Origin of the sequence: Streptococcus sanguinis (assembly GCF_020729765.1) — a bacterium.
Lineage (GTDB): Bacteria > Bacillota > Bacilli > Lactobacillales > Streptococcaceae > Streptococcus > Streptococcus sanguinis_Q.
Genome location: NZ_JAJEPD010000023.1, coordinates 154,591 through 175,872, shown reverse-complemented (window position 1 = coordinate 175,872; position 21,282 = coordinate 154,591). Strand labels below are relative to the sequence as shown.

Annotated in this window: 19 protein-coding genes; 17 read left to right on the top strand and 2 right to left on the bottom strand. The window is 42.8% G+C overall.

Translation table 11 applies throughout. The features are described 5' to 3' along the window. Window positions 1–12: 12 nt before the first annotated feature. A complete protein-coding gene (locus K4H96_RS02550; protein WP_125338231.1) occupies window positions 13–2,352 on the bottom strand; it encodes a cation-translocating P-type ATPase in 2,340 nt (779 codons plus the stop codon). A 157-nt stretch (window positions 2,353–2,509) separates the two neighbouring features. On the opposite strand from K4H96_RS02550, the gene K4H96_RS02545 reads away from it, so the two are divergent. The 17 genes from K4H96_RS02545 (at window position 2,510) to K4H96_RS02465 (ending at window position 20,672) form a co-directional block, all read left to right on the top strand. Further along, window positions 2,510–3,250 carry a lysophospholipid acyltransferase family protein gene (locus K4H96_RS02545; protein WP_223337532.1) on the top strand — a complete coding sequence of 247 codons (741 nt, stop codon included), beginning with the start codon at window positions 2,510–2,512 and terminating at the stop codon, window positions 3,248–3,250. A 72-nt stretch (window positions 3,251–3,322) separates the two neighbouring features. Next, the gene (locus K4H96_RS02540; RefSeq protein ID WP_223337533.1) at window positions 3,323–3,871 is read left to right on the top strand and encodes an HXXEE domain-containing protein; all 549 of its coding nucleotides are present in this window, start codon (window positions 3,323–3,325) and stop codon (window positions 3,869–3,871) included. Between the two features lie 148 nt (window positions 3,872–4,019). Beyond that, entirely contained in the window at window positions 4,020–4,700 is a 681-nt protein-coding gene (locus tag K4H96_RS02535; RefSeq protein ID WP_223337534.1) for a helix-hairpin-helix domain-containing protein, read from the top strand. After that, the gene (locus K4H96_RS02530; RefSeq protein ID WP_223337535.1) at window positions 4,684–6,924 is read left to right on the top strand and encodes a DNA internalization-related competence protein ComEC/Rec2; all 2,241 of its coding nucleotides are present in this window, start codon (window positions 4,684–4,686) and stop codon (window positions 6,922–6,924) included. Before K4H96_RS02535 ends, K4H96_RS02530 begins: the two co-directional genes overlap by 17 nt. Window positions 6,925–7,054: 130 nt before the next feature. Continuing rightward, window positions 7,055–8,191 carry a DUF805 domain-containing protein gene (locus K4H96_RS02525; protein WP_223337536.1) on the top strand — a complete coding sequence of 379 codons (1,137 nt, stop codon included), beginning with the start codon at window positions 7,055–7,057 and terminating at the stop codon, window positions 8,189–8,191. 250 nt (window positions 8,192–8,441) lie between these two features. Next, a complete protein-coding gene (holA, locus tag K4H96_RS02520) occupies window positions 8,442–9,488 on the top strand; it encodes a DNA polymerase III subunit delta (RefSeq protein ID WP_223337537.1) in 1,047 nt (348 codons plus the stop codon). A 62-nt stretch (window positions 9,489–9,550) separates the two neighbouring features. After that, the gene (gene sodA, locus K4H96_RS02515; protein ID WP_002896081.1) at window positions 9,551–10,156 is read left to right on the top strand and encodes a superoxide dismutase SodA; all 606 of its coding nucleotides are present in this window, start codon (window positions 9,551–9,553) and stop codon (window positions 10,154–10,156) included. A gap of 135 nt (window positions 10,157–10,291) precedes the next feature. Beyond that, window positions 10,292–11,371, top strand: a complete 1,080-nt coding sequence (locus K4H96_RS02510; RefSeq protein ID WP_317628000.1) for a serine hydrolase — start codon at window positions 10,292–10,294, stop codon at window positions 11,369–11,371. A gap of 259 nt (window positions 11,372–11,630) precedes the next feature. Next, window positions 11,631–12,419: a YhfC family intramembrane metalloprotease gene (locus K4H96_RS02505; protein ID WP_223337538.1), complete on the top strand. Its 789-nt coding sequence runs from the start codon at window positions 11,631–11,633 to the stop codon at window positions 12,417–12,419. Next, on the top strand, window positions 12,397–12,678 hold the full coding sequence (locus K4H96_RS02500) for an autorepressor SdpR family transcription factor (RefSeq protein ID WP_223337539.1): 282 nt from the start codon (window positions 12,397–12,399) through the stop codon (window positions 12,676–12,678). The genes K4H96_RS02505 and K4H96_RS02500 overlap by 23 nt, the downstream gene beginning before the upstream one ends. After that, window positions 12,665–13,162 (top strand): DUF1648 domain-containing protein, encoded by a 498-nt coding sequence (locus K4H96_RS02495; RefSeq protein ID WP_223337540.1) that lies wholly within the window; start codon window positions 12,665–12,667, stop codon window positions 13,160–13,162. The genes K4H96_RS02500 and K4H96_RS02495 overlap by 14 nt, the downstream gene beginning before the upstream one ends. A gap of 47 nt (window positions 13,163–13,209) precedes the next feature. After that, window positions 13,210–13,896 carry a Crp/Fnr family transcriptional regulator gene (locus tag K4H96_RS02490; protein ID WP_002912020.1) on the top strand — a complete coding sequence of 229 codons (687 nt, stop codon included), beginning with the start codon at window positions 13,210–13,212 and terminating at the stop codon, window positions 13,894–13,896. A 289-nt stretch (window positions 13,897–14,185) separates the two neighbouring features. Further along, complete coding sequence (gene arcA, locus K4H96_RS02485; protein ID WP_125356513.1) at window positions 14,186–15,415, top strand: arginine deiminase; 1,230 nt, start codon at window positions 14,186–14,188, stop codon at window positions 15,413–15,415. Between the two features lie 50 nt (window positions 15,416–15,465). After that, window positions 15,466–16,482, top strand: coding sequence for an ornithine carbamoyltransferase (argF, locus tag K4H96_RS02480; RefSeq protein ID WP_002925466.1), 1,017 nt, complete (start codon window positions 15,466–15,468; stop codon window positions 16,480–16,482). A 166-nt stretch (window positions 16,483–16,648) separates the two neighbouring features. Beyond that, on the top strand, window positions 16,649–17,596 hold the full coding sequence (gene arcC / locus K4H96_RS02475) for a carbamate kinase (RefSeq protein ID WP_223337542.1): 948 nt from the start codon (window positions 16,649–16,651) through the stop codon (window positions 17,594–17,596). 205 nt (window positions 17,597–17,801) lie between these two features. Continuing rightward, window positions 17,802–19,313, top strand: a complete 1,512-nt coding sequence (locus K4H96_RS02470) for a YfcC family protein (protein WP_223337543.1) — start codon at window positions 17,802–17,804, stop codon at window positions 19,311–19,313. A 21-nt stretch (window positions 19,314–19,334) separates the two neighbouring features. Continuing rightward, window positions 19,335–20,672 (top strand): dipeptidase, encoded by a 1,338-nt coding sequence (locus K4H96_RS02465; RefSeq protein ID WP_223337544.1) that lies wholly within the window; start codon window positions 19,335–19,337, stop codon window positions 20,670–20,672. 138 nt (window positions 20,673–20,810) lie between these two features. On the opposite strand, the gene K4H96_RS02460 is transcribed toward K4H96_RS02465, so the two are convergent. Next, window positions 20,811–21,281 carry an arginine repressor gene (locus tag K4H96_RS02460; RefSeq protein ID WP_002917512.1) on the bottom strand — a complete coding sequence of 157 codons (471 nt, stop codon included), beginning with the start codon at window positions 21,279–21,281 and terminating at the stop codon, window positions 20,811–20,813. Window position 21,282: the final 1 nt, after the last annotated feature.

The window sequence follows — 21,282 nt, the reverse complement described above, 5'->3', positions numbered from 1 at the left end:
TTTAGCTAGTCCTTAATCAAATCTGTATTTCTGCTTAATGGTGCAGGCAACAAAGACAAGTCCGAAAATGACCATGAGAATCAGATAGACTGGCAAAGTTGCGGCTGTCAGCGTTGCAATTTCCAAAAGGTGCTGCAGGACAAAGGCTGATAGATAGAAGCCAAAGACAGAAAAGATAATGAGCAGGCTGCGCCAGAGGTTGAGTGGCAGACAGGCCCTAATGACGGACAGGAAGCTGATGCTGCCTAGCAAGTAGTAGGTCAGGGTGGACATTTCTATGTCACTCCAGCCATGGCTGCTGCCCCAGATGCGGACAAATAGCACGCTGAAGACAATCATGAGGGAGCTTGGCAGAGCCAGCTGCAGGGAGCGTTTGAGGAAGTGCTTTTCAACCGGCTTAATATTGCGCTCAAAGGTGAGGACAAAGGGTGGGAAACCTTCGACAAACTGGTCAATCAAGGTGATTTGAATCGGAATGAATGGGAAAATCAAGAGGTATTCAGATTTTCCTAGCAGGATACTGGCGATACAGATGATAGCCAGGATAAAGGAGTATATGGTCTTGATGAAGAAAATCGGAGCAATCCGGCCGATATTGTTAACAACTCGGCGGCCTTCAAAAAGAATCTCAGGGACATCGTTAAAGTCGGAGTTAAGAAGGACCAAGTTGGCAATTTGCCGAGTTGCGGGGTCGCCTTCGGCCATGACGATGGAACAGTCTGCTTCACGCAAGGCCAAGATATCATTAACCCCATCTCCCGTCATGGCTGTTGTCCGACCAGCGGCCTTAAGAGTCTGGATGAGCAGCTTCTTCTGATGGGGAGAAACACGGCCAAAGATGGCCGTTTCTTCAGCTTGCTCAATCAGTTCTTGGTCGCTGATTTTAGAGCAGTCGATGTAGCTGTCGTAGTTGGCAAATCCAGCCTGGCTTGCGATATGGGAAACGGTCACAGGATTGTCGCCAGAGATGATTTTCAAATCAACATCCTGAGAGCGCAGGTAGTCCAGTGTCTCGGCTGCTCCCTCACGAATAGGGTCAGTGATTTCCAGGACAGCCAGAGCGGTCATATCTTCAGGCAGTTGGATACTGTGTTTGTTTAGCACTTGGTCGCTGTGGGCTAGTACTAAAACCCGTGAACCGCGTTTTTGAGCCTCTCCAACCGCTGCAGGATTGCTGTCCAGCAGCATTTCGGGTGCCCCCAGAAAGATAGTTCCGACACTGGATAAATGCATAGCGCCCCATTTTCGGTCACTAGAAAATGGGATGACATTGTCGCTAGTATAGGCATGGTCCAGATGGCCGTAGCCCTTGCGGATAGCCTGGGCTGTTGGGTTATTATCCTCGCTGGTTTGGATATAGGCAGCTAAGATTTGACCGACGGTCTCATCAGAAAACTTATCTGACAGACTATGCAAGGCTTCAACAGTCATCTTACCTTGGGTAATTGTACCGGTCTTGTCCAGGCAGAGAGTATCCACCCGGGCCAGAGTTTCAACAGAATACATTTCCTGAACAAGAACCTTGCGCATACCTAGCTTGATGACAGCTGTCAGGAGTGACGTGACTGTCAGCAGAGCGATTCCCTTAGGTAGCATACCCAAAAGAGCTGTCGAGCTGGTAATGACAGAGTTCTTGACAGGCAGTCCCTTTATCATCAAGGCTTCAAAGAAGAGAGCCAATCCGAAAGGAATGATGATTTTTCCAGTAAAGCGGGAAATTTTCGCAAGATTGTAAAGAATGCGCGAGTTGATAGGCTTGAGGGTTTTAGCCTCAGTCATAAGCTTGTTGGCATAGTTATCTGCGCCGACATGGTGCACCTCAGCATAGATCTGCCCACTAGCCAGAAAGCTACCAGACAGCAACTCAGCGCCTTCTTCCTTGAGAACCAAGTCACTCTCACCTGTCAGCATGGCTTCATTGGCCTCGGCAACACCCTCTACTACACGGGCATCACTGGGAATTTGCTCGCCGGCTGACAGCTTGATCAGGTCACCCAGTACAATTTCTTCTGGCTGAATCTTGACTTCCTGGCCGGCGCGGATGACTGTGACCAGCTCTCGGCTGACCAGATTGAGCTTGTCAATCATGTGTTTGGCTCGCAGTTCCGTAATAATACCAGTGACAGCATTAAAGCTGATAACAGCGAAGAAGACCAGATTGCTCCAGGCTTGGACAGAGACCAAGGCTAGAGCAATAACAAAGTTAAGGGCATTAAAAAGGGTGAAAACATTCCGCTTAACGATTTGCCAGTTACTGGTGCTGGTGTCACTTGTAAAATCGTTGGTTAAGCCCTGCGAAATCTTTTCATCTACTTGGGTTTGGTTTAAACCAATTAATTCTTTCTTATTCATGAGATTAATGATACCATTTTTTTATGGAAATGGCTATCAGAATCAGCTGTTACAGCCAAAGTTTAGAAAAATATTGCAGACTATAAGGGTATAGGGTATAATGGGAAAGGATGTAATAAATTTCAAGTACAATCACAGTTTGAAATAAGGAGAGTTTATGTTTTATACTTATTTGCGAGGTTTAGTGATTTTTATCCTGTGGACCTTAAACGGCAATGCGCATTACCACAATAAAGAAAAGATTCCTTCAAAAGATGAAAATTATATCTTGGTTGCCCCTCACCGGACATGGTGGGATCCAGTTTACATGGCTTTTGCGACCAAGCCTAAGCAGTTCATTTTCATGGCCAAGAAACAGCTTTTTGAAAATCGCGTGTTCGGCTGGTGGATTCGCATGTGTGGTGCTTTTCCTATCGACCGGGAAAATCCTGGTCCGTCAGCTATCAAGTACCCTGTTAATATGCTGAAAAAGAGCAATCGTTCTCTGATTATGTTCCCAAGCGGAAGCCGCCATTCTACGGATGTCAAGGGAGGAGTAGCAGTGATTGCTAAGATGGCTAAGGTCCGTATCATGCCAGTAGTCTATGCTGGTCCCATGAGCCTCAAAGGCTTGGCAGCTGGAGAGCGCGTGGACATGAATTTTGGTAATCCAATTGATATTTCAGACATTAAGAAGATGAATGATGAGGGAGTTGAGGAAGTAGCTCGCCGTATTCATTCGGAGTTTGATCGTCTGGATGCTGAAGTGGCCCTTTACCAGACACAAAAGAAAGGCAATATCTTCTTACGGATTTTACGTGCCTTTGTCTTTATTCCTGCTATTTTGATTGGAATTTTGACCATCATTTTCAGCTTTTTTGCTAGCTTTGTCTGGGATCCGGATAAGCACAGAAAATAAGAGACTAATCAGCTTGCTGAGCAATCTTGCTTGGGAGCTGATTTTTTTATGCAAGTGAGTTATAATGTTGGTATGTTTTATAAGGAGGATGCTATGTCTCTTGCTTTTTTATCTTTTGTAACCTTATCACTGTTTATGCTGCACGAGTTTGATGAGATTATCCTGATTCGGCCTTGGATTTCTCAGAATCAAGAACATCAAGACTATCAAAAGGAGATGTTTATTGCCAGAAGAGGAAGTTATCTTTCTGCTGAAAGTATAGCTCTGATGATTGCGGAGGAATTTCTGCTGGCCTTTATCCTTTTGTTGCTTGCCATTCTATTTCGCATTCCCGAGCTAGCTTTGGCTATTGGCTTCTGTCATACCCTCCATCTGCTAGGCCATATCATGCAAGTGTTTCGCTTTCGTCGCTGGGTACCGGGCGGCTTCACAGCTTTGACGACTTTTCCTATACTCATCTTAGTCTTTATCCTTTATCTATGTCAGCAGTCAGTTTCTTGGCCGCTGCTTCTGATTCTAAGCGCGCTAGTGATGGCTTTTCTTTTGGCAAATCTGGCTTTTTTACATAGCAGAGCTCAAAAGTTAGAAGCTTGGATATACAGGATAAGCAAAGCAGACTGATATTACAGCTCCTATTTTCATCAATGCTCCTTCTATCTATACGACTACTTGCAAAATAAAGATTTTAAAATATGACAAGCTAAAAATATTCTCGGCTTGTTTTATTTTTTTGCAATCTTTTACGAATAAAAAGACAAAGGAGAAAAATATGCTTGAAGAAATCATTGAAAAGCTAAAAGAATACAAGCTCTTTGTCGGTCTGGTAGTAGTTGGCGCTGTGCTAGGTGGCTTTTTCCTCATCAAAGGAAATCACCAACCGCAAAATCAGGTGGCCGCCTTGAGTCAAGAAATAACTTCCTCATCCAGCTCAGCTGATGAAGAGAGTGAAAAAGTTCTTTCTAAGGCTAAGGCGGACGAAGAGGAAAGCGATCAGGTCACTGTGGATATTAAGGGAGCAGTTAAGAATCCTGGTGTCTATGAGCTGAGAGCGGGAGCGAGAGTCCATGAAGCCATCCAAAAAGCTGGCGGATTGACAGCAGATGCCGAAGCTAAGTCCATCAATCAGGCGCAAAAATTAACGGATGAAGCAGTAATCTATGTGGCAAAGATTGGTGAAGAAGGAGCTGATGTCACACAGACTGGCCAGCATCAAGCAGGAGCTTCTGATTCTGCTGGTGCCAGTGGTGGAAAGTCGGAAAAGGTCAATCTAAATACGGCGACAGAGGCTGAATTGCAGACTATTTCAGGCATCGGACAGAAGCGGGCTTCTGACATCATAGCCTACCGCGAAAGCAATGGCCGCTTCAAGTCAGTAGATGATCTGAAAAAAGTGTCAGGGATTGGAGATAAGACCTTAGAAAAGCTGAAAGAATATGTCACAGTGGATTAAAAAGCTACCCCTCACCCCTATCTATCTGGCTTTCATCCTTGTATGGGCCTATTTTGCAGTCTATTCTGGAAGTTCTTTGGCTTATTTTGGGCTGGGTGCCCTTCTGCTTCGTCTCTTTTTCAGCTATCCTCTCAAAAAAAGTCTAGCTGCCTTGGCGTTCCTGTCCCTTTTTGTCCTCTTTTTCTTGCTTCGTCGGGAAATGGCAGAGCAGGCCTTTAGGCAGGAACCTCCTTCAGCTAGCTCGGTTCAAGTTTTGCCGGATACGATCAAAGTCAATGGAGATTCCCTATCCTTTCGAGGGCGAACGGACGGTCGGCTTTATCAGGTCTTCTACAAGATCAAATCAGCCAGTGAAAAGAAAGCTTTTCAGCATTTGACAGATTTGGTCGTACTTGATATTGAAGGAGAGTTTGAACAGGCCCAGCAACAACGAAATTTTTCGGGCTTTGACTATCAGGCTTATTTAAAGAGTCAGGGGATTTATCGTACCTTAAAAATCAATAAGATTCAGTCACTAAGACCAATTTCCAGCCTGAATCCACTGGATTGGCTGTCTGTCTGGCGCAGAAAAGCGCTGGTCTATATTCGAAGTAATTTTCCCAGCCCGATGAGTCATTATATGACTGGACTCTTGTTTGGTGACTTGGATACGGAGTTTGCGGAAATGAGCAATCTGTATTCTAGCTTGGGTATCATCCACTTGTTTGCCTTGTCTGGTATGCAGGTAGGTTTCTTTTTGGATGGTTTTCGCAGGATTCTTCTACGTTTGGGGATGAAGAGGGAGACAGTAAACGCCTTGCAGCTGCCTCTTTCATTTATCTATGCTGGACTGACGGGCTTTTCTGTTTCTGTCGTCAGAAGCTTAGTTCAGAAATTGTTGGTCCAGCAAGGATTGACCAGATTAGATAATTTTGCTCTGACACTGATGATTCTCTTTATCATCATGCCCAATTTTCTTCTGACAGCAGGCGGTGTCTTGTCCTGCGCCTATGCCTTTTTGATTTCTATGATGGATTTTGAAAAGTTACCGCCGATTCGTAAGCTTTTAGCGGAAAGTCTGACTATTTCATTGGGGATTTTGCCTATACTAATCTACTATTTTTCTGAATTTCAGCCTTGGTCCGTGATTTTAACTTTTTTATTTTCACTACTCTTTGACCTGCTGATGCTGCCAGGCTTAACCCTCATTTTTATTTTGTCACCACTTTTAAAAATCACTCAAGTCAATTTCTTCTTTGAGTTACTTGAAGATGTGATTCGTTGGGTAGCTGATTTTGCTCCGCGCCCTTTGATTTTTGGAAAGCCCAACCTCTGGTTACTGTTCGCTCTGCTTTTGGTTTTGGCTTTAATCTATGACTTTCGGAGAAAGAAAAGCTGGCTTTTATCTTTTAGTTTGCTTACTCTTCTCTTATTTTTTCTAACAAAGCATCCGCTGCAAAACGAGATCACAGTAGTGGATATTGGTCAGGGAGATAGCATTTTTCTCAGGGACTGGCGAGGCAGGACGGTTTTGATTGATGTAGGAGGGCGAGTCGAGATAGGAAAGAAAGAGGCTTGGCAGGAGCGACAGACTTCATCCAATGCAGAAAAGACCGTAATTCCCTATCTCAAAAGTCGTGGTGTTGCTAGTCTGGATGTATTGGTCTTGACTCATACCGATACCGACCACATGGGCGATATGCTAGAGGTGGCCAAGCATTTTTCTATCAAGGAAATCTACGTTTCCAAAGGAAGTCTGACTCAGCCTGATTTTGTTCAAAAGCTGGATCAGATAGAAACTTCTGTCCATGTCGTAGAAGTAGGAGATGAGATTCCGGTATTTGACTCAGCTTTGCAGGTTCTCTATCCTAGTGGAACAGGCGACGGTGGAAATGATGATTCGATTGTACTCTATGGGGAGTTCTTTCAGACAAAATTTTTGTTTACAGGTGATTTGGAAAAGCAAGGAGAAACCGAACTGCTGCAGCGCTTCCCTCAGCTGACAGCAGATGTCTTAAAAGCAGGACACCATGGTTCCAAAGGATCTTCCAGTCCAGAGTTTTTAGAGCAAATTCAGCCGAAGCTTGCCTTAATATCAGCCGGCCAGAATAATCGTTATCGACATCCGCATCAGGAAACTTTGCAAAGATTTGAGAAGTTTAATACAGCCATCTATCGAACTGACCAGCAGGGGGCCATTCGGTTTACTGGTTGGAATTCCTGGAGGATTGAAACGGTTCGTTGATAGCTGCGTTAAAGATGCCAACTGATACTTTTTTCTCATGTCCATTTAGCTTCAGTCAGGAAGTCATATTGATTTATTTATGCATTTGTGATAAGATAATGGGGATAAAAAAATTATAGAGGAGAATTCTATGTTTGCTGCATATAAAAAATTCTGGACACACTATGCCGATTTTTCAGGTCGTTCCAGTCGGTCAGACTACTGGTGGGCATTTTTGTGTCACATGATTATTATCGTACCATTGTTTATCATTATCTGGGTTTCTGCACTAGGAAGTATTTTTTCTATAGCTCAGGACGCAGCTTATGGATATGAACCAGATCCATCAGGATTCTTGGCTGGGGCAGGATTTGCTGTCATTTTTTGGTTTATCCTACTGATTTATTATTTAGCTATCTTAGTTCCTAGCATGGCAATTATAGTTCGCCGTCTACGGGATGCTGGTTATCATTGGGCTTTCCTATTTTTGGCTATTGGTCCGTCCATTGCAATCCTTATTCCTGGTCTAAATATTATTGCAGGAATAGTATCTTTTCCATGTTTTATTGCTTTGATTGTTTTGCTTTGTCAAGGATCTAAGCCTGAAATGGTTGGAAATTCATACGGTCAGCAATATGGCCAGCAAAACTTCCAAGGACAACAGTTTGGCCAACAGTCATACAATCAAGGTTTAAACTATGAAAAACAACCACAACAAGGTGGTTTCCAAGGACAACAGTTTGGTCAGCAATCACAACAAGGCGGTTTCCAAGGACAACAGTTTGGTCAGTCACAACAACCTGTTCAAAATCAACAGTTTGGCCAACAGTCACAGCAAGGTGATTTCCAAGGACAACAATTTGGTCAACAACCACAGCAACCAGTCCAAAACCAATCATTTGGTCAACAACCACAACAACCTGTTCAAAATCAACCATTTGGCCAACAACCACAACAAGGTGGTTTCCAAGGCCAGCAGTTTGGTCAACAACCACAGCAACCAGTCCAAAACCAACCATTTGGCCAACAACCACAGCAAGGTGGTTTCCAAGATCAGCAATTTGGTCAACAGCCACAACAACCTGTTTCTGATCAAAGTCAGGCAGTGGAGCAAGCAGAACCAGTTCAAAATCCATTTACTGCTGAAACACCTGAGCAGTCAACACCTCAGGATTTTGGAACTCAAGCACCTGTTCAGGATAATCCTTTTGTTTCATCAGTTCAAGAGGAGCAAGCTTCTATACCAGCTGAAAACAGTGTAGAGGATGCAACTGAAAACCAAGAATAAACAAAGAAGAGTTGGAATTTTTCCAGCTCTTTTTGTTCTATCGCTCGTAGAAAATCTTGAACAGAACTGGACATTGATAGTTTTTTAGAACAAAGAAAAATGAAGCTAGTAACAGTTTCTATTTATATAGCAGATCTATTCAAAAATTAGATTTTGTTTGCAAAGAAAATAACAGACTTTCCGACTCTTTTTTGTTACAATCAATACATGAAAAAAATTGACAAGAAATATAAAGTAGGGGAGACTTTCTGTGTTAGCTATTGAGGAAATTAAAAAAATCACGCCAAGCAACCTTCCTGCTTTGACCATTTTGGCTGGAGATGACTTGGGTCAGTTTGAGTTGTTGAAGGAGCAGTTTCTCCGCCAGATTCAGTTTCAACCGGGCGATTTGAACACTGCTATTTTTGATATGAAAGAAGCAAACTATCAGGATGTGGAGTTGGACTTGGTCAGTCTGCCTTTTTTTGCGGATGAAAAAATCGTAATTTTGGACCATTTTGCTGATTTGACAACAGCCAAGAAGCGCTATCTGACTGATGAAGAACTCAAATCTTTTGAAAATTATCTGGAAAATCCAGCGGATACAACTCGTCTGGTTATCTTTGCAGAAGGCAAATTGGATAGCAAGCGCCGTCTGGTCAAACTGCTGAAACGGGACGGGAAAATTTTTGAGGCTGCAGAACTCAAGGAAGCAGATCTGCGGGCTTATTTCAGCAAGGAAGCGCAGACAGAAGGATTACAATTTGCTCCGACAGCTTTCGACCAGTTGCTGCTGAAATCAGGTTTTCAGTTCAGTGAAGTTAGTAAAAATTTAGCCTTTCTGAAAGGATATAAAGAGTCCGGTCAGATTGGTTTAGAAGACATTGCCGAGGCCATTCCCAAGACCCTTCAGGATAATATTTTTGATCTGACCCAGCTGATTTTACAGCAGAAGATTGATGAGGCCAGAAGCTTGATGCGAGATTTGACTCTTCAAGGTGAGGATGAAATCAAGCTTATTGCCATTATGCTGGGGCAGTTTCGTATCTTTACGCAGGTTAAGGTTTTAGCAGAAAATGGAAGAGCTGAGAGTCAGATTGTGTCTGATTTGTCCGATTATCTAGGTCGCAAGGTCAATCCTTATCAAGTCAAGTTTGCTTTAAAGGATGCTCGTTCACTGAGTTTAGCCTTTCTTAAAAAGACTATGGCCTGTCTAATCGAAACAGACTACCAGATTAAGTCGGGGCTGTATGATAAAGATTACCTGTTTGATTTGGCTCTGCTCAAGATTGCGACGGGTGAGTTACAAGCAAAATAGTTGAAAAATTCTAATGATTGCGTTATCATTTTTATAATCATATAGAAAAAGAGGTCTATCAAATGGCAATTATCTTACCTGATCTTCCTTACGCTTACGATGCGTTAGAGCCTTACATTGATGAAGAAACAATGCACTTGCATCATGACAAGCACCACAATACCTATGTAACGAATGTTAATGCTGCGCTTGAAAAACATCCTGAAATCGGTGAAGACTTGGAAAAATTATTGGCTGATGTGGAGTCTATTCCAGCTGATATCCGTCAGGCAGTCATCAACAACGGTGGTGGACATCTTAACCACGCTCTTTTCTGGGAATTGATGACACCAGCAGAAACATCACCATCTGCAGAGTTGGCAGCAGATATTGAAGCTACTTTTGGATCATTTGAAGACTTTAAAGCAGCTTTTACTGCAGCGGCTACAACTCGTTTTGGTTCTGGCTGGGCTTGGTTGGTTGTCAACAAAGAAGGCAAGTTGGAAGTAACTTCAACAGCAAATCAGGATACTCCTATTTCAGAAGGTAAAACTCCAATCTTGGGACTGGATGTTTGGGAACATGCTTACTATGTGAAATACCGCAATCTTCGTCCGAACTACATTCAAGCTTTCTTCTCAGTTATTAATTGGAAAAAGGTTGACGAACTTTACGCTGCTGCTAAATAAACAGGCAGTTTCAATAGATAAAAAGGCGAATCGATTAATGATTTGCCTTTTTTGATGCTTAAAATGCCTTTTTTCTGGATTTCACTTGTTATTTTCCTCATAATTTTTTATAATACAAATGCTAGGAGAAATGTTTTGAGTAAAAAAATTGTAACGATTATCGTAGCTGTCCTTTCTTGTCTTTGTCTGCTGGGCTTCATCTTCCTTTTTATAACCCAACGAAATAAGGCTATTGAAAAGAAAACACAAGAGGCTGCCCAACTTGCAAAGTCTGGCGAGCAAGAACAGGAGGAGGAGAAAGTCAAGCCTGATTCCAAACCAGTTGAAGAAAAGCCCAAGCCAGTTGAAAAAAGTCCAGAGGAGAAGCAGAAGGTCATGGAGGCGGACGGCCCGACTATGGATGCTTTAGGACTTCGATTTGACTATGCAAATTTGGATTTGACTCAGGTCATTCAGGCTTATATGACTGAAATGGGAATTGAACCCTCCCAGGTTGCATTTTCATATAAGGATTTGACGACTGGCAAGACCTTTGCAATGAATGATACCCAGCCTATGACTGCGGGATCGACCTACAAGCTCCCTCTCAATATGCTGGTAGTAGATGAGGTTGCTGCCGGCAAACTTTCTATGGACGAGCGGTTTGATATTACCAATACAAACTATGAATATAGGGGCGAGCATGATAACTATGTCGGAGCTTTTAATGGTGCAATGAGTATTTCAGATATGCAGGAATATTCTTTGGTTTATTCTGAAAATACTCCAGCCTACGCTTTAGCAGAGCGTCTAGGCGGCATGGAAAAGGCCTATGATATGTTTAGTCGCTACGGTCAGTCCAAGGCTGATATTAAGACGATCAGCCGGGAGAATAATAAGACCACGACGGACTACTATATTCAGGTCCTTGAGTATTTGTCTAAAAATCAGGAAAAGTACAAGGATATCCTTTATTATATAGGCAAATCCTTCCCAGGTGAATACTATAAGCGCTATCTGCGTGACATTACCATCTATCAAAAGCCTGGATATGTTCGTGAGGCGCTCAATGTGGATGCATTAGTTATGGAAGAGAAGCCCTATATTATAGCTCTCTATACGGCTTATTTAGGTGGTAGCACCGAGGCCAGTGATGAGATCAGTGGTGTCGGAATTGAGCAAGTTGGTCAGTTAGCCTACGTCATCAATGAATGGCATCGGGTTAATATGAACTAAGAGCAATCTAGTCTAGACAGGCTAGATTTTTTGATAGCTATTTAGAAAAAAACCAAAATACCTCTTGCTTTTTTGAAAGAGAAGTGTTACAATCTATTTAGAAGATGTTCTAATTACTTCATTCTGCTCTGTTTAATTAGTCACTGAGCAATTTTTTATAAAAGCTATTTAGAAAAAATTCGAAATAGATTTGACAGAAAGAAAGGAAAGATGTATAATCTATTTAGAAAAAAACCAAAACAGTTTAGGAGAAAAAACGATGATTTCCATTCATATCTTGATTGCTATGCTGCTGATTTTAGGGACAGTCCTTGTTCCTTTGGTTTATTTTAAAAAGACCAAGCACATTTCTCTGCTAGTTTTCCTTTTAGGGGGAGTTGGCTTTTATCTGTCTAGTCAGGTTCTGGAAAATATCTTGCACCGTATCGTCTTACAACCTCAGGCTGATGGAACTATCGCTTTGCAGACGGAAAATCCTTGGCTATACGTTCTTTATGCTATTGCTGCGGCAGCTATTTTTGAAGAAACAGCCCGCTGGGTCATCTTTTACTGGTTGCAAAAGAAGCGCCCACTGACCTTTAGGGATGGTATAGCCTATGGCTTGGGGCATGGTGGTATTGAGGCTCTGTTTGTTGGTATTGTCAGTCTCTTAAACTTTTGGGTTATAGCTCAAGTAGTGACTCAGGGGAATGCTCAGACGCTGGCTCAAATTCCTCAAGCAATTATTGACAATGTCCGTTCCATGAACGCTGGCAGCATCTATCTTTTGGCTTTTGAACGGATCTTGGCTATTCTCATTCAAATCCTTCTGACCTTCTGGGTTTGGAAAGCGGTCAAGGAGAAGGCTCCAGTGTATTTTTTAGCCGCTCTGGGACTTCACGCCCTGATTGACTTAGCGCCTGCTCTGGCTCAGGTAGGCTTTCTTCCGCCACTGGCTGTTGAAGCTCTGCTCTTGGTAGAGGTAGTGGCGCTAGTCTTTCTGACCAAGAAAATCTTGAAAGTTTACCTGAAGGAAAGGTTCAATCATGGGGATCAGTCAAACGCTTAAAGCTCTAGCTGACCCAGTTCGAAGGGGGATTCTGGAAATGCTCAAGCATGGTCCGAAGTCTGCTGGGGAAATTGCTCAAGCTTTTGAGCTGACGCCTGCGACGGTATCCTACCACCTCTCTCAGCTAAAGAAAGCCGGTCTGCTCATAGAAGAAAAGCAGAAGAACTTTATTTATTACAGCTTAGATGTCACTGTTTTTGAAGAAATTCTTGCCTGGTTTCAATCTCTTGGAGGAGGAAAAGAAAATGAAAAAAAATAGTTTTCAAGAATTAGGTTGGGCGCTTGGCGTCATGCTCTTGCCAGTTTTATATGCCATCTGGGTCTATCAAACATTACCAGAAAACTTGGCTATTCACTTTGACTTATTTGGAAAAGGAAATGCTTTTTTACCTAAGTTTTTAGTAGTTTCGGCTTTTCCAATTGTCATGATGCTACTAGAAGTTATGATTTACTGGATAACCATTGCCAAAGATATCTTAAATAGAACCTTTAAGCACCTTATTCGCTGGATATTTCCTTTTACCTTTGTTTCGCTGTATCTAGCTACCATTTATCGGGGCTTAAATGAGAGTTTTGATGTGCGTAAAATAGCAACTATGCTAGTTGCTTTGGTTTTCATAATTGTAGGCAATTACTTGCCCAAAAAAGTACAAGCTGATAGAAATGCCATGAATAGAAAATGGGCACACCTCTTTGTTTTGTTAGGATTTCTTACTTTTATAGTCAGCATTTTCTATTTGTAAGCGGATTTATGCTATAATGGTATCAAGTATCAAATAAAAGGGTTATCATGATTACCAAGGAGCATTATCAATTTATCCGGCAGCACCCTGCCTTTGTCAATCTGCCAGTGGAGCTTTTCGATAAATTAGCTGTGGAGATTCAGTATCGCAAGATTCCAAAAGGGCAAATTATCTTTTTTGCAGGAGACCGGCGTGAGCGTCTTTTCCTCTTGTCTCAAGGTTATGTGAGGATTGAGCAATATGATTCGACGGACACATTTTCTTATATGGATTATGTCAAGAAAAACAGTGTTTTCCCCTATGGAGGTATGTTTTTTGATGAGTGCTACCATTATACAGCCAGCGCTGTCACCAATGTCGAATATTTCTCCATTCCTATTGATTTATTTGAAGAATATTCTAAGAAGAGTGTGGATCAGCTTTTGTTTATTACCAAGCGGCTGTCGCAAATTCTGGAATTTCAGGAACTTCGTTTGCGCAATGTTGTAGCAGCCAGTGCCAGCGAGCGTGTGGTTCAGTCCTTGTCTCTGCTCTGCATGGATTTGTGCAAGGTAGGAGATAGCCTGCCCTTTCCTATCAGCATGAAAGAACTGGCTAAGCTAGGAGCCACAACTCGGGAAACGGTCAATCAAGTTCTGAAAAAGCTCTTAGATGAAGGTCGGATTGAATACCAACATAAAAAATTAACTTTTAAAGAGAAAGAGTATTTCATGAAATACCTTGCTGGAAGCTAATCGGTTCTGATTAGCTTCTTTTTTGCTTAATAAATTCAAAATATTCTAATATTAACCGTGTACTAATTTTATTTCAAAAAATAAATATTCACAAAAATAATATAATGCGTAAAATATTCAAAGAAAACGCTTTAAAGAAGAATATTATAAAAATAAAAATAGAAAAAAGCAAAGGATTTGGCATTTGTAATGTGGTTTTTTTCTTGAAAGCGGTAGCATTAAATGCTAGAATAGTACATGTAAACGGGCTTAGAAAAACCTAAACCGCAAAGAAAAAGGAGGATAGTAGATGTCTACACATCCAATTCGTGTTTTCTCAGAAATTGGAAAACTGAAAAAAGTTATGTTGCACCGTCCTGGCAAGGAGTTAGAAAACTTGCAGCCGGACTACTTAGAACGTCTTCTTTTTGACGATATTCCTTTCTTAGAAGATGCACAAAAAGAACATGATAACTTTGCTCAAGCGCTTCGTAATGAAGGAGTTGAGGTGCTCTATCTTGAGCAGCTGGCTGCTGAGTCACTGACTTCTCCAGAAATCCGCGAGCAATTCATCGAAGAATATCTGGAAGAAGCCAATATTCGCGGACGTGAAACCAAGAAGGCTATTCGTGAGCTGCTCCGTGGTATCAAAGATAACCGAGAGTTGGTTGAAAAAACGATGGCAGGAGTTCAAAAAGTTGAATTGCCAGAAATTCCTGAAGAAGCAAAAGGCTTGACGGACTTGGTGGAATCTGATTATCCATTCGCTATTGATCCAATGCCAAACCTTTACTTCACACGTGACCCATTTGCTACAATTGGTAATGCTGTATCGCTTAATCACATGTATGCAGATACTCGTAATCGTGAAACTCTCTACGGTAAATACATCTTCAAATACCACCCAGTATATGGTGGAAAAGTAGATTTGGTTTACAACCGTGAAGAAGACACACGTATCGAAGGTGGGGACGAACTGGTTCTTTCAAAAGATGTGCTGGCAGTTGGTATTTCACAACGTACAGACGCAGCTTCTATCGAAAAGCTCTTGGTCAATATCTTCAAGAAAAATGTTGGCTTCAAGAAAGTTTTGGCCTTTGAATTTGCCAACAACCGTAAGTTCATGCACTTGGATACTGTCTTCACTATGGTTGACTATGACAAATTCACGATTCACCCAGAAATCGAAGGCGATCTTCGCGTTTACTCTGTAACTTATGTTGATGACAAACTTAAGATTGTTGAAGAAAAAGGTGATTTGGCAGAAATCTTGGCAGAAAACCTTGGTGTGGAAAAAGTTCATCTGATTCGCTGTGGCGGTGGCAATATCGTAGCTGCTGCGCGTGAGCAATGGAATGACGGTTCTAACACCTTGACCATCGCACCTGGTGTGGTAGTGGTGTATGACCGCAATACAGTTACTAACAAGATTTTGGAAGAATACGGCTTGCGTTTGATTAAGATCCGCGGAAGTGAATTGGTTCGCGGTCGTGGTGGACCACGCTGTATGTCTATGCCGTTTGAACGTGAAGAAATTTAAGCATACAAGTGCTAACAAATACATAAAGAATAGAAAGAGGAAATAATAGAATGACACATTCAGTATTCCAAGGACGTAGCTTCTTAGCAGAAAAAGACTTTAGCCGTGCTGAGTTAGAATACCTTATCGGTCTTTCAGCTCACTTGAAAGATTTGAAAAAACGCAATATTCAACACCACTATCTTGCTGGCAAGAATATCGCTCTCTTGTTTGAAAAAACATCTACTCGTACTCGTGCAGCTTTTACAACAGCAGCTATTGACCTAGGGGCACATCCAGAATACCTTGGTGCTAACGATATCCAGCTTGGCAAGAAAGAATCTACAGAAGATACTGCTAAAGTTTTGGGCCGTATGTTTGACGGGATTGAATTCCGCGGCTTCAGCCAACGCATGGTAGAAGAATTGGCAGAATTCTCAGGTGTTCCAGTATGGAATGGTCTGACAGACGAATGGCATCCAACTCAAATGTTGGCTGACTACTTGACTGTTCAAGAAAACTTTGGCCGTCTGGAAGGCTTGACATTGGTATACTGTGGTGATGGACGTAACAACGTTGCCAACAGCTTGCTGGTAACAGGAGCTATCCTTGGCGTTAACGTTCACATCTTCTCACCAAAAGAACTCTTCCCAGAAAAAGAAATCGTTGAATTGGCAGAAGGTTTTGCTAAAGAAAGCGGCGCTCGTGTGCTGATTACAGAAGATGCTGATGAAGCAGTTAAAGGTGCTGATGTTCTTTACACAGACGTTTGGGTATCTATGGGTGAAGAAGACAAGTTTGCAGAACGTGTCGCTCTTTTGAAACCATACCAAGTAAACATGGATTTGGTGAAGAAAGCTGATAACGAAGACTTGATTTTCTTGCACTGCTTGCCTGCTTTCCATGACACAAATACTGTTTATGGTAAAGATGTTGCTGAAAAATTTGGCGTAGAGGAAATGGAAGTAACAGACGAAGTCTTCCGCAGCAAATATGCTCGTCATTTTGACCAAGCAGAAAACCGTATGCACACAATCAAAGCGGTTATGGCTGCAACTCTTGGAAACCTCTACATTCCAAAAGTATAATCTTACATAAGAAACCGTCTACCAACAGCTATGAGGGCTGCGACTAATAGCTTTAGTCCGGCCCTCTTTTATATGATAAGGAAAGCTCATTTTCTTATTGAAAATTAAAAAATCTACTAAAATAAATTGGAAGCGCATTCATTGAAGCGCATTTAAGGAGAATTTAATGTCAAATCGTAAAATCGTTGTAGCCTTGGGAGGAAATGCCATCCTTTCATCTGACCCATCAGCGAATGCACAGCAGCAAGCCTTGGCGGAAACTGCAAAACACTTGGTGAAATTGATTAAAAACGGGGATGATCTTATCATTACCCATGGAAATGGTCCACAGGTAGGGAATTTGCTGCTGCAACAGTTGGCAGCGAACTCTGAGAAGAATCCTGCTTTCCCACTAGACTCTCTTGTGGCTATGACAGAAGGAAGCATTGGGTTTTGGCTGCAGAATGCTTTGCAAAATGCTCTCTTGGATGAAGGTATCGAAAAGAATGTCGCTTCTGTTGTGACGCAAGTAGTGGTAGATAAGAACGATCCAGCTTTTGTCAACCTCAGCAAGCCAATCGGTCCCTTCTACTCAGAGGAAGAAGCAAAAGCGGAAGCTGAAAAGAGCGGAGCGACTTTCAAAGAGGATGCTGGCCGCGGTTGGCGCAAGGTCGTTGCTTCACCAAAACCAGTGGACATCAAGGAAATTGAAACGATTCGTACGCTTTTGAATCAAGGTCAAGTAGTAGTGGCTGCGGGTGGCGGCGGGATTCCTGTCATCAAGGAAGACAATGGCCATCTTACTGGTGTTGAAGCCGTTATTGACAAGGACTTTGCTTCTCAGCGCTTGGCAGAGTTGGTTGATGCAGACCTTTTCATCGTCTTGACGGGTGTAGACTATGTCTTTGTTAACTACAACAAACCAGACCAAGCAAAATTGGAGCATGTGAATGTTGCTCAGTTGGAAGAATACATCAAGCAAGAACAATTTGCACCAGGCAGCATGCTTCCAAAAGTAGAAGCAGCTATTGCCTTTGTCAATGGCCGTCCAGAAGGTAAAGCAGTTATCACATCTCTGGAAAATCTTGGTGCTCTGATTGAGTCTGAAAGCGGCACGATTATTGAAAAAGGCTAGACATAGAACTGACTGCAAGACAACAGCAACTGAACTCTGTCGCTGCTGCAAGTCTTTTCCTGAAAATCTTTGATTATTTTCAAAAACACTGGCTTTTTCAATGTTAATATGGTAAAATAAAAACAAAGTAAGCGTTTTCTTGTTTGCTCATACAGGGGAATGCAGGTTCGTAACCTCGTTAAAAAATTTTTAGGAGGGAATACAAATGAGTGAAAAAACAAAAAAAGGGTTTAAGATGCCTTCATCTTACACCGTATTGTTGATAATCATTGCCATTATGGCAGTGCTGACTTGGATTATCCCGGCTGGGGCTTTTGTAAAAGGTGTTTATCAGCCTCAGCCACAAAATCCACAAGGGATTTGGGATGTCCTGATGGCACCGATTCGTGCTATGCTGGGTACGCATCCAGAAGAAGGATCCTTGATTAAGGAAACTACTGCTGCGATAGATGTTGCCTTCTTCATCCTCATGGTCGGTGGTTTCCTTGGTGTTGTCAATGAAACTGGCGCTTTGGATGTGGGAATTGCCTCTATCGTTAAGAAGTACAAGGGTCGCGAAAAGATGCTGATTGTTGTCTTGATGCCTCTCTTTGCCCTCGGTGGTACTACCTATGGTATGGGTGAGGAAACCATGGCCTTCTATCCGCTTTTGGTGCCGGTGATGATGGCGGTTGGTTTTGACAGTCTGACCGGGGTGGCTATTATCCTGCTGGGTTCGCAAATCGGATGTTTGGCTTCCACACTAAATCCATTTGCAACAGGTATCGCTTCAGCGACTGCTGGTGTTAGTACCGGTGAAGGGATTGCTCTCCGTCTCATCTTCTTGTTTGTCATGACAGCTCTCAGTACTTGGTTTGTTTATCGCTATGCAGATAAAATTCAAAAGGATCCGACCAAGTCACTGGTTTACAGCACTCGCGAAGAAGATTTGAAACACTTCAACGTTGAAACTTCTTCATCTGTTGAGTCAACACTGAGCAAAAAGCAAAGAATTGTCTTAGTATTGTTCATTTTGACATTTGTCCTTATGGTATTAAGTTTCATTCCTTGGACAGGTCTCGGTATTACTATCTTTAAGGACATCAATGCCTGGCTGACTGGTCTTCCAGTTCTTGGTAAGATTGTTGGTTCATCTACTTCTGCACTGGGTACTTGGTACTTCCCAGAAGGAGCTATGCTCTTTGCCTTCATGGGAATCTTGATTGGCGCTGTTTACGGTCTCAAGGAAGACAAGATTATCTCTGCCTTTATGAACGGTGCAGCTGACCTGCTTAGCGTAGCCCTGATCGTAGCAATCGCTCGTGGTATCCAAGTTATCATGAATGACGGTATGATTACAGATACTATCCTCAACTGGGGTAAACAAGGACTCAGTGGTCTGTCATCACAAGTATTTATCGTCTTGACCTACATTTTCTACCTGCCAATGTCCTTCCTTATCCCATCATCATCTGGTCTGGCCAGTGCGACTATGGGAATCATGGCTCCTTTGGGAGAATTTGTCAATGTCAAGGCAAGCTTGATCATCACAGCTTACCAGTCTGCTTCAGGTGTGCTGAACCTGGTTGCTCCAACTTCTGGTATCGTTATGGGGGCTTTGGCACTTGGACGTATCAATATCGGCACTTGGTGGAAATTTATCGGTAAGCTGATTGTAGCTATCATTGCGATTAGTATTGGTCTCTTACTCCTAGGAACTTTCTTACCGTTCCTATAAGCTAGAAGCTGAGGTGATTCCATGAAAAATTTTATAACGGAAGAAGTTAAAGAAGATTTTCTTGAATCTTTGAAAACAATCGTTTCTTATCCTTCAGTACTGAAGGAAGGTCAAAATGGAACACCTTTTGGACAAGCTATCCAGGATGTCCTAGAAAAAACTTTAGAAATCTGTCGGGAGCTAGGTTTTACAACCTACCTCGACCCTAAAGGTTATTACGGATATGCAGAAATCGGTCATGGAGCGCAGCTCCTGGCCGTTCTCTGTCATTTGGATGTTGTTCCATCAGGTGATGAGTCGGACTGGCAGACGCCGCCTTTTGAAGCCACTGTCAAAGATGGCTGGATTTTTGGTCGTGGGGTGCAGGACGACAAGGGACCTTCCATGGCCGCTCTTTATGCTGTAAAAGCATTGCTGGATAGCGGAGTGGAATTTAAAAAGCGGGTTCGCTTTATCTTTGGTACAGATGAGGAGACACTTTGGCGTTGTATGGGTAGATACAACCAGCTAGAAGAGCAGGCTACACTTGGCTTTGCACCAGACTCTTCCTTCCCTTTGACATATGCTGAGAAGGGGCTTCTGCAGCTTAAGCTAGAAGGACCTGGCTCTGATACTTTAGAGCTCGAAGCTGGTCAAGCTTTTAATGTCGTTCCTGCCAAGGCTTCCTATTCAGGCAGCCTACTAGAGTCAGTCGTCACAGGGCTGGAAGATTTAGGCTATGAATATGAGCGAACGGCAGAAGAAGTAACGGTTATCGGCTTGCCTAAGCACGCCAAGGATGCTGCCCGAGGAATTAACGCCATTATTCGCCTAGCTAAGGTCTTGCAGCCCCTGGATTCGCATCCGGCTCTTGTCTTTCTGGCTCAGGCGGTTGGTGAAGATGCGACAGGCAGCCATCTCTTTGGGCCTGTGTCTGACGAACAGTCGGGCTTTCTTTCCTTTAATGTTGCCGGCCTGACTTTAACCTCTGACCGCTCTGAGATTCGGATTGACATGCGGATTCCGGTCTTGGCAGACAAGGACAAGTTGGTTGAAAAGCTGGCAGAAATAGCCAGTCAATACGAGCTGACCTATCAGGAGTTTGATTACTTGGCTCCGCTCTATGTACCATTGGACAGTGAGTTGGTCAGCACCCTGATGGCAATTTATCAGGAGAAAACAGGAGACAACAGTCCAGCTATGTCTTCTGGCGGAGCGACCTTTGCTCGTACGATGCCTAACTGTGTTGCCTTCGGCGCTCTCTTTCCGGGAGCTGATCAGACAGAGCATCAGGTCAATGAACGATTGCGCTTAGATGATCTATATCGGGCCATGGATATTTACGCGGAAGCCGTTTATCGTTTGGCTACAACACCTTAAATGCTGACTTTTTGAAACTATCTTCAAATCTTATTTATACTGCATTGCTCTGGTCAAGTATGGATTGCTGATTTACTAATGGGTTTCATTGAGGAAAAATGGTAAATAGAAAAAACTGAGGCAATGTTGTCTCAGCTTTTATTTACTAAAGAAGAATGGTGGGGTGAATTCTTTGAGCTTCTCAAAGCAGTCAAGGGCCCCTTGATCATCCTCGCAGATAATCAGACAGACGTCATCACCACAGACAGTCGCAACAATCTGCGGCAGCTCTAAGGCGTCTAAGATTGCACCGAAAGACTGGGCCAACCCAGGCAGGGTTTTCATGACGACTTGATTTTTAACTGGCCGCAGCATGACCAAAGCATCCTCCATATAGAAACGAAGGCGTTTTTCCCAACGGGATGGTGCAATGCTGTTGATGATATAGTAGGAAGTATCGTTCTCACTGACCTTGACCAGATTGAGTGCTTTCATATCTCGTGAAAGAGTGGACTGGGTTACAATGACGCCGTTTGCTTCCAAATGCTCCTGGAGTTCTTGCTGGGTATGGATTTTTTTCTCCATGATTAAGGAGCGAATAAGACGGTGTCTGCTTTCAATTTTATTCATA

Coding starts and splice junctions, on each gene's coding strand:
- K4H96_RS02545 (WP_223337532.1), top strand. CDS start 2,510: ATGTTTTATACTTATTTGCGAGGTTTAGTGATTTTTATCCTGTGGACC.
- sodA (WP_002896081.1), top strand. CDS start 9,551: ATGGCAATTATCTTACCTGATCTTCCTTACGCTTACGATGCGTTAGAG.
- K4H96_RS02550 (WP_125338231.1), bottom strand. CDS start 2,352: ATGAATAAGAAAGAATTAATTGGTTTAAACCAAACCCAAGTAGATGAA.
- argF (WP_002925466.1), top strand. CDS start 15,466: ATGACACATTCAGTATTCCAAGGACGTAGCTTCTTAGCAGAAAAAGAC.
- K4H96_RS02505 (WP_223337538.1), top strand. CDS start 11,631: ATGATTTCCATTCATATCTTGATTGCTATGCTGCTGATTTTAGGGACA.
- K4H96_RS02540 (WP_223337533.1), top strand. CDS start 3,323: ATGTTTTATAAGGAGGATGCTATGTCTCTTGCTTTTTTATCTTTTGTA.
- K4H96_RS02530 (WP_223337535.1), top strand. CDS start 4,684: ATGTCACAGTGGATTAAAAAGCTACCCCTCACCCCTATCTATCTGGCT.
- K4H96_RS02500 (WP_223337539.1), top strand. CDS start 12,397: ATGGGGATCAGTCAAACGCTTAAAGCTCTAGCTGACCCAGTTCGAAGG.
- K4H96_RS02495 (WP_223337540.1), top strand. CDS start 12,665: ATGAAAAAAAATAGTTTTCAAGAATTAGGTTGGGCGCTTGGCGTCATG.
- K4H96_RS02465 (WP_223337544.1), top strand. CDS start 19,335: ATGAAAAATTTTATAACGGAAGAAGTTAAAGAAGATTTTCTTGAATCT.
- K4H96_RS02460 (WP_002917512.1), bottom strand. CDS start 21,281: ATGAATAAAATTGAAAGCAGACACCGTCTTATTCGCTCCTTAATCATG.
- K4H96_RS02470 (WP_223337543.1), top strand. CDS start 17,802: ATGAGTGAAAAAACAAAAAAAGGGTTTAAGATGCCTTCATCTTACACC.
- K4H96_RS02525 (WP_223337536.1), top strand. CDS start 7,055: ATGTTTGCTGCATATAAAAAATTCTGGACACACTATGCCGATTTTTCA.
- arcA (WP_125356513.1), top strand. CDS start 14,186: ATGTCTACACATCCAATTCGTGTTTTCTCAGAAATTGGAAAACTGAAA.
- K4H96_RS02490 (WP_002912020.1), top strand. CDS start 13,210: ATGATTACCAAGGAGCATTATCAATTTATCCGGCAGCACCCTGCCTTT.
- arcC (WP_223337542.1), top strand. CDS start 16,649: ATGTCAAATCGTAAAATCGTTGTAGCCTTGGGAGGAAATGCCATCCTT.
- K4H96_RS02535 (WP_223337534.1), top strand. CDS start 4,020: ATGCTTGAAGAAATCATTGAAAAGCTAAAAGAATACAAGCTCTTTGTC.